The organism is Sphingobacterium sp. B16(2022) (assembly GCF_012030425.1).
In the GTDB taxonomy this organism is placed as follows: Bacteria; Bacteroidota; Bacteroidia; order Sphingobacteriales; family Sphingobacteriaceae; genus Sphingobacterium; species Sphingobacterium anhuiense.
This window is the reverse complement of sequence record NZ_JAAUVN010000006.1, coordinates 187301-202329: the sequence shown is the minus strand read 5'-3', so window position 1 is coordinate 202329 and position 15029 is coordinate 187301. Positions and strand designations below refer to the sequence as shown.

Genomic DNA, 15029 nt, shown 5'->3' with positions numbered 1-15029 from the left:
TCAGATAAATAAATGGGAACTCACAATCATCATCACGATTATAATTTCAACGAGCGATTCGAGTTTGCTGGTAAAGCAAAAACATTCAGTATCATCGCAATCGTTGTTGGTATAGCTGCAGTAGCCTACGGAATGCTTATGGGCGATCATATTCTAGTAGAGCGTACTTATGCTAACTTATTATTGATGGGTTATTATTTTACATGTGTATGTGCTGCTGGAGCTTTTTTCCTGGCATTACAATATGTAACACAATCTGCTTGGTCAGCTGGTATCATCCGTATACCTCAGGCTATGGCAGGTATTTTGCCTATTGCGTCAATCATTTTATTAGTGATTGTTGCATTGGGATTAAGCACTCACAATCTATACCATCACTGGTATGCAGAAGGTCTTACAGATCCGAATAGCCCTGCTTATGATAGTATCATCGCTGGAAAGTCATGGTATTTGAATTTTTCAGGTTTTTTAAGTCGCCAGGTAATTTTTATGGGACTTTATAGTATTTTTGCCATTATCTTAGCGAAATTGTCTTATAAAGAAGATTTAGAAGGTGGTTTAAATTCTTATAAAAAGAGCTTTAAATTATCAGCTATATTTTTAGTTATTTTTGGTTTTACAACTCCAATTTGGTCATTTGATACCATCATGTCATTAGAAGCGCATTGGTTTTCTACGATGTTTGGCTGGTATAACTTTGCAGCAATGTGGGTTAGTGGTCTTTGTGTGATTACAATTATTTTAATTGTATTACAAAAAGCAGGTTACATGAACTGGGTAAATGAAAATCATTTACATGATCTAGGTAAATTGATCTTTGGTTTTTCTATCTTCTGGACTTACGTTTGGTTTGCACAGTTTATCTTAATCTGGTATGCTAACATGCCTGAGGAAACTGTATATTTTTACAAACGTTGGGAGCCAGAATATAAACCATGGTTCTGGTTAAACATTGTTATTAACTTTTTAGCTCCTTTATTGCTTTTAGTTGATCGTGATGCAAAACGTAAGAAAAATGCCATGTTATTCGTTGCGATTTTATTACTTGCAGGTCACTGGTTAGATTACTATATCATGATTATGCCTGGTACAGTTGAATCTCACCGTGGGTTTGGTATTGTAGAAATCGGTACAGCACTTGGATTTGTAGGTTTATTTACATTCTTAGTAATGAGTAAATTGAGTAAACAAAGCTTAGTAGCTAAAAATCATCCGTTCTTGGATGAGAGTTTACATCACCAAATATAGTTTCGCTTTTAAAGGGATATTACGTAAAATCGTTATAAAGAAATGAGCTTTAAATTAAATAATAGATTCAAATCCATCTCAGGTTTGGTCCTTGCAATCGGGTTGTTATTCGCAGTCCCATCTTTTGCAAGCCAAGATTCTGTAGTGGTAGATACGACTAAAGCTACGGAAGCTGTTGCAACTAATGCAACAGCTGCTGGAGCAAATGTTGTCGATTCGGCTACAACTGCAAAAGCAGAAGTTGCTGCGTCAGCAGGTACGTCTACAACAAAAGTTGACGCCAAAGCTGCGGAGGTAGAGAAGAAGATAGACCCTCAAGTCTATAAAAACTTCATTTATTATGTTTTATTATTCTTAGTTATCTGTACAGTTGTTGCTGTTATTGGTAAAGTTATCTCAATCTATGAGTTAACAAATAAGATGAACAGAAAGCATAATCCTTTAGCATCAAATAGTTTCCAGGCATGGTTATTATTCATCTTCCTATTTGTTTTCTTAGGAGGTGTGTATTATTCATTCTCTCACTACGGTGGTATGTCTTGGAGAGATGCTGTAACAGAGCATGGTGCGAAGATTGATACCATGTTTATCATTACAACAGTTATTACAACCTTTGTATTGATCATTACACACATTTTATTATTGACGTTTACGTTCATTTATAGAATGAAGAAAAATGGTAAAGCTTACTATTTACCACATAACAATACAATTGAAAAAATCTGGACAATTGTTCCAGCTGTTGTTTTGACGGTATTGGTATTATTTGGTTTCTTTACATGGAGATCAATTACAAATGTGCCAGAAGATTTGCAGAAATCTGCTCTTCAGATTGAAGTATTGGGTGAGCAATTTGCTTGGCATGTGCGTTACCCAGGTTTAGATGGTCAGATAGGAAAACGCAATTATAAATTAACGACTCCGACTAATCCTTACGGTATCGATTTCAATGATAAAACTTCATGGGATGATATTCAAGGTGCTGATATCGTGATTCCGGTTAATAAGTCTGTACGTTTCCACATCATTTCAAAAGATATTATTCACTCATTCTACATTCCTGATTTCCGCGTTCAGATCAATGCTGTACCGGGTATGACGAATTACTTCCAGTTTACACCTACTGTGACTACTGAAGAAATGCGTGAGCGTATGAATGACCCTAAATACGATTTTGTTATGTTATGTAACAAGATATGTGGTCAAGGTCACTATAATATGCAGAAAAAAGTAATAGTTGTTAGTGAAGCGGAATATAAAACGTGGTTAGCGACGCAAAATAAATATTTTACTGAGGATTTACAGAAGGAGTTTGCCGCTAAAGAAGTAAAAACACCTCAGTTAAAAGATAGCGTAAACGTTACTGCCTCATTAAATTAATTAGAATAATTGAATTTTAAAAACGAATATGTCAAGTACAGTTATTTCGCATAGCGCTGAGCATCACGATTCGCACGGACATCATCAAGAGTCATTCATCTCGAAGTATATCTTCAGTGGTGACCACAAGATGATTGCTAAGCAATTTTTGATCACGGGTATTTTCATGGCGGTATTTGCTATGATCTTATCCATCTTATTCCGTATCCAACTTGCGTGGCCGGATAAAGAATTTCCAATTTTGGAAGTATTCTTAGGTAAATGGGCTGAAGGTGGCCGTATTGCCCCTGATTTTTTCCTTTCTTTGGTAACCATACACGGTACCATTATGGTATTCTTCGTTTTAACAGCGGGTCTATCGGGTACTTTTAGTAATTTACTGATCCCTTATCAAATTGGTGCACGTGATATGGCGTCTCCTTTGATGAATATGTTGTCTTACTGGATGTTCTTCGTAGCTTCAGTTATCATGATTGCTTCTTTCTTTGTTGAAAGTGGACCTGCTTCAGCTGGTTGGACAATTTATCCACCGCTATCTGCAGTACCTACAGCAATTGCAGGGTCTGCTACAGGTATGACTTTATGGTTGGTAAGTATGGTTCTTTTCGTAGCTTCACAGTTGATCGGTGGTATTAACTACGTAAGTACAATCTTAAACATGCGTACTAAAGGTATGGATCTTTGGAAAATGCCTTTAACAATCTGGGCTTTCTTCTTAACTGCCATCGTAGGTATGTTATCTTTCCCAGTATTAGTATCAGCAGTTGTTTTATTGATTTTTGACCGTTCATTCGGTACTTCTTTCTATTTATCAGATTTAGTTGTTCAAGGCCAGATTTTACCTAATGAAGGTGGATCTCCAATTTTGTTCCAACACTTATTCTGGTTCTTAGGTCACCCGGAAGTTTATATCGTTGTAATGCCTGCATTGGGTCTTACTTCGGAGGTTATCTCAACAAACTCTCGTAAACCGATCTTTGGTTACCATGCCATGGTTTACTCGTTAATTGGTATTACAGTTTTATCATTTATCGTTTGGGGTCACCATATGTTTGTGACAGGTATGAATCCTTTCTTAGGAGGTGTATTTATGATCACAACATTAATCATTGCAGTTCCTTCTGCGGTAAAAGCATTTAACTACATGGCGACATTATGGAGAGGTAACATCCGTTTCACTCCAGCGATGATGTTTGCTATTGGTTTAGTATCTTTCTTTATCTCAGGTGGTCTTACAGGATTATTCTTAGGTAATGCAGCATTAGATATCAACTTGCACGATACTTACTTTGTTGTAGCCCACTTCCACTTGGTAATGGGATCTGCTTCGATCTTCGGTATGCTATGTGGTGTTTACCACTGGTTCCCTAAAATGTTTGGTCGTATGATGAACACTAAATTGGGTTACTTACACTTCTGGATGACATTTATCGGTGCTTACTTGGTATTTTTCCCGATGCACTTTATGGGTATAGATGGGGTTCCACGTCGTTACTATGCATTTACAGAGTTTGCCTTCATGGAGAAATGGGTTTCAGTTAACATGTTAATTACTTGGGCTGCTATTGTTGCAGGTTTAGGTCAAGTAGCTTTCTTGTTCAACTTCTTCTACTCCATTTTCTTTGGAGAAAGAGCTCCTCAGAATCCTTGGAAGTCCAATACATTAGAGTGGACTACTCCAGTAGAACATATCCATGGTAACTGGCCAGGAGAGATCCCAACAGTACACCGTTGGCCGTATGATTACAGTAAGCCAGGACATGATGAAGATTTTATTCCTCAGACTGTACCTTTCTCAGAAACAATGAGCTCTAATTTCCTTCATGATTTCGAAGGTAATGAAGAAGCTGAGCGTATCCAGACAGAATGGGATGCTCAAAATAAAAAATAATTAAAAACGATATTTAGAGTAAGTTGTGCGAAATGACTTACTCTAAATATTATTGATAACCAAAAAGGTAAAAGATATGTTTCCAGCTGCTGAAAAGCGTTTTATTCGATCCAATTTCATTACAATAGTTGTTTTGTTTTTAGTGATTGTAGCTGGAGGTGTTGTACGTAGTACGGGGTCCGGAATGGGATGTCCCGATTGGCCTAAATGCTTTAATCGGATTATTCCTCCTACGGATGTATCACAGTTGCCGGTTGGTTATGAAGAACATTATATAACAGGTAGAGCTAAGAAAAATGAGCGATTTGCCAAGATGATTGAATTCTTTGGCTATCGTGATTTGGCAACTAAAATTCGTCATGACAAAAGTATTCTTGAACATGAGGAGTTTAATGTAGCAAAAACATGGACAGAATATGCCAATCGTTTAGTTGGTGTTGTTGCTGGCTTTTGTTTATTGTTTACAGCCATCTATTCTTTTACCTATATTAAATCGAAACGATCAATTTTTATTTGGTCGGTGGTTAATGTTTTTGTTGTTGTCGTTCAAGCTTGGTTGGGTTCGATAGTTGTTTCAACTAATTTAACTCCTTGGGTGATTACAGTACACATGCTTCTTGCATTGGTTATTGTAGCAATCTCCATCTATACCTACTTTAAAGCAACAACATTACGGGATAAGTCAATCCTGATTAACCGAGATTCCAGTGGATTAAAAATGCTTGCCATCATCTCTTTAGTGTTGATGTTAGTGCAGGTTGTCTTCGGAACAGAAGTACGGGAAATTGTTGATATGTTGACAGCTTCCGGTATGCCTAGAGAAGATTTTATACAAAATATTGGCCAACATTTTGAAATACATCGTTGGCTAGCATATAGTTCTTTGATTTTAGTAATTGTATTGTTCTTTTTAGTGCGTACAAAATTTAGTAGCAGTACAGTTCAAGCAAGATTTGGTACGCTACTCTTTATTTTAGTAGGTATTCAGATGTTATCGGGTATTATCCTGGCAAGATTTGCTGTTCCTGCATTCGCACAGACAACTCATTTGGTCATTGGCAGTCTTTTATTTGGATGTCAATATTATTTGATGTTGTTGTTAGGAAAATCGCAACGTTAATTGAATGAATGAAATGGATGTATAAGGTAATTTAGTTTTTACTTTGTACAAACAATTAAAAAGAGGACATTTGTCGCTATGAAAGAATTTATTTCTGATTTCAAGAAATTAGTTAAGTTAAGACTGACATTAACGGTTGTTTTTTCGGCATCCATCTCTTTTTTGATCGGAGCAAAGCAACTTGGAGGGGATATTTTGTGGATCAATTGGTTGCTATTGACATTAGGAGGTTTTCTAGTGACAGGTGCAGCGAATGGTTTCAATGAAATTATCGAAAAAGATCTAGACAAGTTAATGACCCGTACTGCTGACCGTCCCCTTCCTTCAGGAAGAATGACAACTGGTCAAGCCTTGATTCTAAGTTTATTTATGGGAATCTTGGGAACTTTGGTTTTGGTACGTTTGAATTTTGTTGCGGGATTACTATCGGTATTTTCCATATTGTTATATGCATTTGTGTATACGCCATTAAAAAGGAAATCACCGATTGCTGTATTTGTAGGGGCCTTTCCTGGTGCATTGCCACCATTGATTGGTTATTTTGCTGCATTTAGTCAAGATGATTTAGCAATCTACAGTCAAACAAATGAAAGTGCAATCATTATGATTCCATTTATTTTGTTTGGAATTCAGTTTTTGTGGCAATTCCCACATTTCTGGTCTCTAGCATGGGTGATTGATGATGATTATAAACAGGCGGGTTTTAGGTTATTACCAACGACCAAGCGTGATAAGATTTCTGCTTTTATGGTCTTTCTTTCAGCATTGATCATGATACCAGCAGCATTTCTTCCCATGTATTATGGTTTCGGAGGCTGGATCTTTACAGCTGTTTCTGCGATAGGGGGTGTGTTCTTTGCTTATTATGGCTTTCAGCTTTTTAAGAATCAGGATATTGCTTCGGCGAGAAAAGTGATGTTTACCTCATTTTTTTATCTTCCTATTACGCAATTAGTGTTATTATTTGACTTTATACCTTTGAAATAATGTTAAATCAAGGAGTACAACAAACTGACGAGAAGTTAGTATCGCGTAAGGCTCAAAAATTTACCCTATGGTTGGGGATGCTGGGTATGTTTATGATGTTCGCAGCATTGTCCAGCGGTTTTATTGTCTATACGGCAAGTGGTGTCGATAAAGGACTTAAAACATTATTACCAGATACTTTTATCTATAGTACGATGGCAATTGTTTTAAGTAGTGTTACCATGCATTTTGCTTATAAGGCAGCGCAGGTAGGTAATTTGGCTAGACAGAAAGCGTTGCTTTTTGCTACCTTAATTTTGGGAATTATATTTTTTGCGCTACAGGTTTATTCGTGGGAAATATTAACAGAAAGAGGCGTTTATTTTGTGAATAACAATGCGTCACAGTCTTTTGTTTATGTTTTTACAGGAATGCACTTAGCACATATTATTGCGGGAGTGATCGTGTTGATTACCGCTTTAGTGGGAGTATTTAAACCACTTCCTCCAGACGGCAATCAATTCCGCATGAATCTAGCCACTATTTTTTGGCATTTTCTCGATCTTTTGTGGATTTATATATATGTTTTCTTACTTTTGAATCAATAATAGTAAACAATGAGTACAACTGTATCACAATTGGATAAGGTAAAAACCGGTCCATGGAATGGTGGAAAATCACCTTGGAATTTGGAATACGGAAAAATCATGATGTGGTTTTTCTTAGTTGGGGATGCCTTTACATTTTCTGCGTTTTTGGTTTATTACGGAACGCAACGATTTGCACATAGTACATGGCCAGATGCGGATAAGATTTTCCAATCTATACCAGGTATTGCAGAACACGGACAACCTTTAGTGTTCGTTGGTATTATGACTTTTATTTTGATTATGTCTTCTGTGACTATGGTATTAGCTGTAGAAGCAGGGCATCGTAACTCAAAAAATGAAGTAGTAAAATGGATGTTATGGACAATACTTGGTGGTATTGCTTTCGTAGGCTGTCAAGCGATCGAGTGGACTCACTTACACCATGCTGGTTTCTGGTTTGGTCAAAACCCGGCAACAGGTTTAGAGGGTGATGCTATTAAAGATGCTTTGCAACCGTATTTTACACATGATATCTCCTATACTTCAGCGTTGCAGTTTGCCAATCTGTTCTTTACGATCACAGGTTTTCACGGTTTTCACGTTACTGTAGGTATTATCTTAAATATTATCGTCCTGTGCATGACTTTGAATAACACATTCGAGAATCGCGGTTCGTATTTAATGATTGAAAAAGTAGGTTTATACTGGCACTTTGTGGATTTAGTTTGGGTGTTTGTATTTACATTCTTCTATTTAGTATAATTATAAGTTTTTAATTTTAGAAAAGCTATGTCACAACATCACGATAATATTGCTCATGAGGAGCACGGACACGGAGAAGGAATGGATAAAAAAGGCATTTGGAGAATTTTCTTCGTCCTTTTAGCATTAACTGCTGTCGAATTCTTAATCGCATTGGGATTTGTTCATCACTGGCAAATCTTAGCAAAAGGTGCTTTGGTTAACTCCATCTATATTGTATTAACATTAATAAAAGCGTATTATATCGTAGCTTACTTTATGCACTTGAAATTTGAGAAATCTAGTTTCATCGTTACTGTAAGTATCGTATTTATCTTCATTATTTATTTTATCATTTTAATGCTTACTGAAGGTAACTTCCTATTGCATGAATTACAACCTCACCAATTGTGGGAAAATAAATAATATAAATGGGTAAAAATACTGGTAAAAATAAAGGTATTCAAACTATCATGATCCTGGCAATAATATTATTATTGCCAGGATTTTTGTATGTAGTGCTGAATAGAACTGGAATGGCGAATTCGTATTCTACTTTGCCAATATTCGGTCAAAAAGAAGTTCCAGGTACTACTCATCGTAAATGGGGACGTGATATCATGGATACAATCTATCATGAGGTTCCAAATATGTCATTTATTAACTACGATGGCAAACCCGTTGAGCTGTTTGGGAAGGATAGCGCTATTACTGTTGTACATCTTTTTTATTCGAGAGATAAGTCGTTTTCGACAACAATGATTAATAGCCTGAATAAGATATCTGGTGAGTTTAGGCATAATAAGATGATTAAGTTCTATTCTATTTCTGTCGACACGACTTATGATACACCCGATGTATTAAAAAATTACATTAAGAATATCGATCCCTCTGATAAAAGATGGTACTTTGTAAGTAAACCGAGTTCGAATATCTTTAAATTTGCGAAAGATGGTTTACTGCAGGATGCTTTAGCTACAGCAGATGTCAATAATCCTTTTGTTGTGGGATCATCTTATGTTTTGATCGATACGAAACGTAGGATCAGAGGATTTTATGATATCACGATGAAAAAAGAAGCGGAACGCTTAAGTGATGAGGTTAAATTATTGGTTGTGGAGGAAATAAGAAATCATCCTCCAAAGATTGAAACTAAATAAAATGGGACAAACAGCAGAAGAGAAGAAATATAACAAGTGGATCATCGTTTTATCGGTTGTTATTCCACTTGTAGTAGCGGCTTTGTTTGGCGTTAATTTACGCAAATTAGGGTATGATGTAGAACCTTTGGGATTTTTGCCCCCTATATATGCAACGATCAATGGTATCACTGCGATATTATTGTTCTGGGCGGTCTTAGCGATTAAAAAAGGTAATCGTAAATTACATGAAAGATTAATTAAACTTTGTGTATGTTGTTCAGTTGCGTTCCTAGGAATGTATGTAGCTTATCATATGACCGCTAACTCTACACCATACGGTGGAGAGGGCATATTACGACCGATATACTATTTTATATTAATAACACATATAGTATTGTCTGTTATTATTATCCCTTTTGTACTGATTACTTATGTAAGAGGTATTGCCGGGTCGTATGGAAGACATAAAAAAATAGCACGTATTACTTACCCGATGTGGTTATATGTAGCGGTAACGGGTGTTATTGTATATTTGATGATTTCACCATATTATGTTCACTAATTAATTCAAAAGTTATGACAAGTGCATGGGTATATCAATCAAATCGTTTCTTTACTGATGATGAAGCGTTATTGATTCAAAACAGATTGGCAGATTTTGCCGCAGGCTGGAAAGTGCATGGAGAACCTTTATCTGCTCAGGCAGAGGTTAGGTATAACTTGTTTATTGTGCTATCCGTGGATGAGCAGATTGCTGCAGCATCTGGTTGTTCAATTGACAGTTCCGTTCGCTTTTTGAAGACACTAGAAGCAGATTTTGATATTCAGCTTTTTGATCGTATGAACGTTGCTTTTAAAAAGGAAGGTCAGTTGCATGCTGCATCCAGATCTGAATTTGAAAATTTAGTAAAGGATGGTCAGATTGACGACACAACTGTTGTCTTTGATAATACGATCACCTCTTTAGCGTCTTTAACTGATAAATGGCAGATTCCTTTTGGAGAAAGTTGGCATAAACGAGTTTTCGGCTAGATAATAAAAGAAGCGATGATTGATTAATCATCGCTTCTTTTATTATAACCTGACCATATTTTTGCTATTCTGGTATTTGGTAATGATCCATGTAACGAACAATACTATTTGCTCTACGATTGACATATGCTGAAGGATTTCGGGCATCCCACTCTCTTGGATTGGGCAGGATTGCAATGATCAGTGCAGCTTGTTTTTTTGATAATGTAGATCCTGATTTTTTGAAGTAATACTGGGATGCAGCTTCTGCTCCATAAACACCTTGCCCCATTTCAATGACATTGAGATAGACTTCCAGAATTCTTTTTTTACTCCAGAATGTTTCGATTAAAACAGTAAAGTAGGTTTCTAAACCCTTTCTAAGCCAAGAACGTTTTGGCCACAGGAATACATTTTTTGCTACCTGCTGACTGATTGTACTTCCCCCGCGTAATTTTTTTCCATCTTTATTTTTCTCTATAGCTTTTTGAATAGCATCAGTGTCAAAACCCCAGTGCGTCATAAAATGAGCATCTTCACCTGCTATCGCAGCACGTTTTAGGTTGTCCGAGAGCTCATCGTAATTTAACCAATCTTTTTCCAGTTTAAATCCTTTATCAGCTGCTTGTAGCTCAAACCCACGTTGGATCATGAGCCAGGTAATTGGTGGATTGATGAGTTTAAGTGCGAGTACCCAAAATAGAGTTATTGCAAAGAAACCTCCAACAATACGTATTGACCAAGTTTTAACTTTTTTTTGCCAACCTGTTTGAACCTTTTTTTTCTTTACTTGATTCGTTCTTTTAATTGCCATATCTTTTGAAAAACAATGCAAAGGAACGAAATATTTTGCCCAATTGTTATGTTCAGTATTGTTTATGATATGCTTTTTTTTAGATGTTCTTTTTTACAAGCCTGAGATCGAGGTAATGGATATTCTTCGGTAAGTATGTATATTGAAAAATGATTTAAGGCGAAAAGAGAATTAAGTTTTTCATATTCTACGAGATCGTTTGTCTAATCAGGTAGATTATGTTATTTTTACGGCTTATTATCAATAAACGAAATCCAATTGGCAAAGGCAGAAAAAAAGGTAACTCCATTAATGCAGCAGTACAATGCGATCAAGGTGAAATATCCAGGTGCATTATTGTTGTTCCGTGTAGGTGATTTTTATGAAACATTTGGTGAAGATGCCATTAAGGCCGCCAGTATTTTAGGGATCGTACAAACTAAGAGAGGAAATGGAACCGAATCGGAAACTGCTCTGGCAGGTTTTCCGCATCATTCTCTGGAGACTTATTTGCCAAAACTTGTCCGTGCAGGTCAGCGTGTAGCTATCTGTGACCAATTGGAAGATCCTAAGCAAACCAAAACCATCGTTAAACGTGGAGTAACAGAATTGGTGACTCCTGGCGTTTCTTATAATGATAATATTGTCCAACAGAAGTCCAATAATTATTTAGCCTCAATTTATATTGAGAAAACACAGATCGGAATTTCTTTCTTAGATATTTCTACTGGTGAGTTTTTAGTCGCACAAGGTACGCAGTCTTATATTGACAAACTTTTGCAGGGATTTAAACCAACAGAAGTCATCATGTCGCGTAAGCAATCCAAAGAATTTTTGGAGCTATTCGGGAGTCAGTATTATACCTATACGCTAGACGAATGGCCTTATACTGGAGATTACGCAACAGAGCACTTATTGAAACATTTTGAAGTTAATTCAATGAAGGGTTTTGGTATCGACCGGATGCCTATTGGGATGGTTGCTGCCGGTGTTGCCTTACATTATCTGAATGAAACAGAACACCGCAATCTGCAGCATATTTCTAATATTTCGCGTATTGAAGAAGATCGTTACATGTGGTTAGATCGTTTTACAGTTCGTAATCTCGAACTGATCGGATCTGCAAATGAAAATGCGACGACTTTATCGGATGTTTTGGACCAAACTGCTTCTCCCATGGGGGCGCGTTTATTAAAACGTTGGATTGTAATGCCATTGAAAGATCGTAAATCAATTCAAGAGCGTCTCGATGTGGTTGCTTACTTTTCTGAGCATAAAGATTTACGCGATGCCTTGATTCAAGAGATTAAGTATGTAGGCGATCTTGAGCGGCTTATTTCTAAAATTGGTCTTCAGAAAGCTTCACCCCGCGAAATTGTACAGTTGAAACGTGCCTTATATGCTGTTGAAAAATTAAAGGAGCTAACGAATCAGGAAAATTCTGAAGCCCTTCGAGCCATTGCTGATCAGCTGGATGTCTGTCGTATCATTCGTGATAAAATTGAAAAAGAAGTTTTCGCAGAACCTCCTGTTGCCTTGAATAAAGGAAATGTAATTGCTGATGGTGTGGACGATGAATTGGACCGTTTACGTAAGATCGCTTTCGGAGGAAAAGATTATTTAATCGAAATCCAAAAGAGAGAAGCAGAGGCAACTGGTATCCCTTCCCTTAAAATTGCTTTTAATAATGTTTTTGGCTATTACTTAGAAGTTACCAATACACACCGTGATAAGGTACCTACAGAATGGATTAGAAAGCAGACTTTGGTGAATGCCGAACGCTACATCACCGAGGAGCTAAAAGAATATGAAGATCAGATTTTAGGTGCTGAGGAAAAAATTCAGGTCATTGAGAATCGTCTTTATGCCGAATTGTTAATTGCTATTGCGGCTTTCATTAAACCGATTCAATTGAATGCCCAGTTACTGGCGAAATTAGATGTGCTTTTGAACTTTGCTGTTATCGCAGAAAAGAATTATTATGTTCAGCCCGAGATATCAGAAAGTAAAGTATTAGATATTAAAGGTGGTCGTCACCCCGTTATCGAAAAGAAAATGGCCATTGGTGAAGATTATATCACGAATGATGTTTACTTGGATAATACCACGCAGCAGATTATCATCATCACTGGTCCCAACATGGCCGGTAAGTCGGCGCTCTTGCGCCAAACGGCATTAATCGTACTCATGGCTCAGATCGGTTCTTTTGTTCCTGTAAAGGAAGCAAAGATAGGTCTTGTGGATAAAATCTTTACCCGGGTAGGAGCATCTGATAATTTATCGTCCGGTGAATCAACATTTATGGTTGAAATGAATGAAACGGCCAGTATCATGAATAACCTCTCTGACCGGAGTTTAATTTTATTGGATGAAATTGGTCGAGGAACAAGCACTTATGATGGTATCTCTATCGCTTGGGCTATCGCTGAATTTCTTCACAACCATCCTGCAGCTAAGGCCAAAACATTGTTTGCTACTCATTATCATGAATTGAATGAATTGACCAATTCCATGCCCCGCATCAAGAATTATAATGTGACGGTTAAGGAGATGAACAATAAGGTTATATTCTTACGTAAGTTAGTTCCAGGAGGCTCAGAACATAGCTTTGGTATCCACGTAGCTAAATTAGCAGGTATGCCACCAAAATTACTATCCCGTGCAAATGAAATCTTAAAAAGATTAGAGCAGGAGCGGACTGGTGGCGAACAGATTAAAGATAGTATGCGCAAAATCCAAAAGCAAGCCTATCAATTACAGATGTTTTCGATTGATGATCCTGTCCTTGAGAAAATCCGCGATATGCTGAATAATTTGGATGTGAATACGCTGACCCCTGTGGAAGCGCTTATGAAATTGGATGAGATCCAGCGGTTATTGAAAAATTAGAATCTGAAAAATAATTCGATACTTCCGTAGTGGTTGTAGATGTTGCTGAGAAGATTATGATCCCACTGGTATGGGGTATAATGATATCCAGCTTCTATTCCTATATAATTTTTTCCTTTAATCTGACGCATTCCTGCCATACTAAGTCCCAAGTGCATAGTATTCACAGTATGTAATTTTGTGGAATTTCCGCCGGATATATAATCGCCATAGCCATCGTAATAACCATCTGTATAGATGTCTTCAGATATTCCTGTGTCGACCATATCTATTCCGATATTAAGTTTAGGAATGACAATATACTTGGTGTTATCATAGATTTTGTAACCGACAGCTCCGCCAAAAAATAAACCGAAATTGGAATTTACAGATTCGCTCTGATCGTAATAATTGTAGTCAAAATTTTTATCGTTGCTATTGATACGAACCTTAAATCCCCCTTCAAATATAAATGACTTTTGGAGCGAGCTCATAATAGTAAAACCAAGAGAAAGATTAGGTCCAAATGTGGTGTTTTTTCCACCTAAAGGACCATATACGCCTAAATACGGAAGAAAACCTATCTTAGACTTATTGTAATAATCTGCTATAGCTAATGTCTCCTCCTGTTCCTCTTTTACTGCATGCTCTTGTTTTTCAGGTACCGTTTGTTTTACAGATGATGACTGGTTACGCAATAACTCTTCGTTCGAAAAAAGATTTAAGATGTCAATTTCTGCATCGGAAAGCGTATAGGATTGAGACTGCAATAAAGCTTTTGCACGTGTTTTAATGAGCTGGTCGATCGGATGTCTCAGTGGAACATAATTATATTGCAGTTTATTAGATTCATACTGATAGGCAAAATCCTCTCTTGCAGCATCAGCAAAGCGGTTCAATAATTGTTCATCAAAACCATTGTCTAAATAACGCTCGATGGCATTGCCACTACTTTGTTTAGCGATGATCAAATGTACTATTTTGATTCGCTGAACAAGTTCTATAGTCCCACAGCTTTGTTCTATCTGAGCTAAGATCGGTGCTAATTTATCGTACTGGTTTGCATTTAATATCTTAGTCAAGGGGTCAAGCGAGCTGTTGATCGTTAGTTCACATTTATCTTGTGCAAAGGATGAAGGAATGATCGTGAATAGGGTGATAATACTGAAGAGAATAACAGAAATATATCGGTTCATACGTATTTGTTTTTATTGACCTAAAGTAATAAAAATTTATTCAAATATTGTTAAGATCAAATAGTGCAACGGTTTTAAAAGAA

14 protein-coding genes are annotated in these 15029 nt (G+C 36.8%); 12 read left to right on the top strand and 2 right to left on the bottom strand.

Annotated elements, in window-relative coordinates; all coding sequences use genetic code 11:
* Nucleotides 1-12 precede the first annotated feature (12 nt).
* The 11 genes from HCX49_RS23200 (at nucleotide 13) to HCX49_RS23150 (ending at nucleotide 10110) form a co-directional block, all read left to right on the top strand.
* Nucleotides 13-1248, top strand: coding sequence for a hypothetical protein (locus HCX49_RS23200; protein WP_021189358.1), 1236 nt, complete (start codon nucleotides 13-15; stop codon nucleotides 1246-1248).
* A 42-nt stretch (nucleotides 1249-1290) separates the two neighbouring features.
* A complete protein-coding gene (locus tag HCX49_RS23195; protein ID WP_168128267.1) occupies nucleotides 1291-2628 on the top strand; it encodes a cytochrome c oxidase subunit II in 1338 nt (445 codons plus the stop codon).
* 28 nt (nucleotides 2629-2656) lie between these two features.
* Complete coding sequence (locus tag HCX49_RS23190; RefSeq protein WP_206368676.1) at nucleotides 2657-4519, top strand: cbb3-type cytochrome c oxidase subunit I; 1863 nt, start codon at nucleotides 2657-2659, stop codon at nucleotides 4517-4519.
* Between the two features lie 76 nt (nucleotides 4520-4595).
* The gene (locus tag HCX49_RS23185; RefSeq protein WP_132843797.1) at nucleotides 4596-5639 is read left to right on the top strand and encodes a COX15/CtaA family protein; all 1044 of its coding nucleotides are present in this window, start codon (nucleotides 4596-4598) and stop codon (nucleotides 5637-5639) included.
* 78 nt (nucleotides 5640-5717) lie between these two features.
* Nucleotides 5718-6626 carry a heme o synthase gene (cyoE, locus tag HCX49_RS23180; protein WP_021189361.1) on the top strand — a complete coding sequence of 303 codons (909 nt, stop codon included), beginning with the start codon at nucleotides 5718-5720 and terminating at the stop codon, nucleotides 6624-6626.
* A complete protein-coding gene (locus tag HCX49_RS23175; RefSeq protein ID WP_021189362.1) occupies nucleotides 6626-7213 on the top strand; it encodes a heme-copper oxidase subunit III in 588 nt (195 codons plus the stop codon). The genes cyoE and HCX49_RS23175 overlap by 1 nt, the downstream gene beginning before the upstream one ends.
* 9 nt (nucleotides 7214-7222) lie before the next feature.
* Complete coding sequence (locus tag HCX49_RS23170) at nucleotides 7223-7957, top strand: cytochrome c oxidase subunit 3 (RefSeq protein ID WP_021189363.1); 735 nt, start codon at nucleotides 7223-7225, stop codon at nucleotides 7955-7957.
* A gap of 27 nt (nucleotides 7958-7984) precedes the next feature.
* Complete coding sequence (locus HCX49_RS23165) at nucleotides 7985-8362, top strand: cytochrome C oxidase subunit IV family protein (RefSeq protein WP_132843793.1); 378 nt, start codon at nucleotides 7985-7987, stop codon at nucleotides 8360-8362.
* 5 nt (nucleotides 8363-8367) lie between these two features.
* A complete protein-coding gene (locus tag HCX49_RS23160; protein ID WP_168128266.1) occupies nucleotides 8368-9096 on the top strand; it encodes an SCO family protein in 729 nt (242 codons plus the stop codon).
* Nucleotide 9097: 1 nt separating this feature from the next.
* On the top strand, nucleotides 9098-9640 hold the full coding sequence (locus HCX49_RS23155; RefSeq protein ID WP_168128265.1) for a DUF420 domain-containing protein: 543 nt from the start codon (nucleotides 9098-9100) through the stop codon (nucleotides 9638-9640).
* Between the two features lie 14 nt (nucleotides 9641-9654).
* Nucleotides 9655-10110, top strand: coding sequence for a hypothetical protein (locus tag HCX49_RS23150; protein WP_021189367.1), 456 nt, complete (start codon nucleotides 9655-9657; stop codon nucleotides 10108-10110).
* A gap of 64 nt (nucleotides 10111-10174) precedes the next feature.
* On the opposite strand, the gene mtgA is transcribed toward HCX49_RS23150, so the two are convergent.
* Nucleotides 10175-10903 carry a monofunctional biosynthetic peptidoglycan transglycosylase gene (gene mtgA, locus HCX49_RS23145; RefSeq protein ID WP_168128264.1) on the bottom strand — a complete coding sequence of 243 codons (729 nt, stop codon included), beginning with the start codon at nucleotides 10901-10903 and terminating at the stop codon, nucleotides 10175-10177.
* 258 nt (nucleotides 10904-11161) lie between these two features.
* Between mtgA and mutS the strand changes: the two genes are divergently transcribed.
* Entirely contained in the window at nucleotides 11162-13771 is a 2610-nt protein-coding gene (mutS, locus tag HCX49_RS23140; RefSeq protein ID WP_168128263.1) for a DNA mismatch repair protein MutS, read from the top strand.
* Here mutS and HCX49_RS23135 read toward each other — a convergent pair.
* Entirely contained in the window at nucleotides 13768-14946 is a 1179-nt protein-coding gene (locus tag HCX49_RS23135; RefSeq protein ID WP_168128262.1) for a hypothetical protein, read from the bottom strand. The genes mutS and HCX49_RS23135 overlap by 4 nt on opposite strands.
* Nucleotides 14947-15029 lie beyond the last annotated feature (83 nt).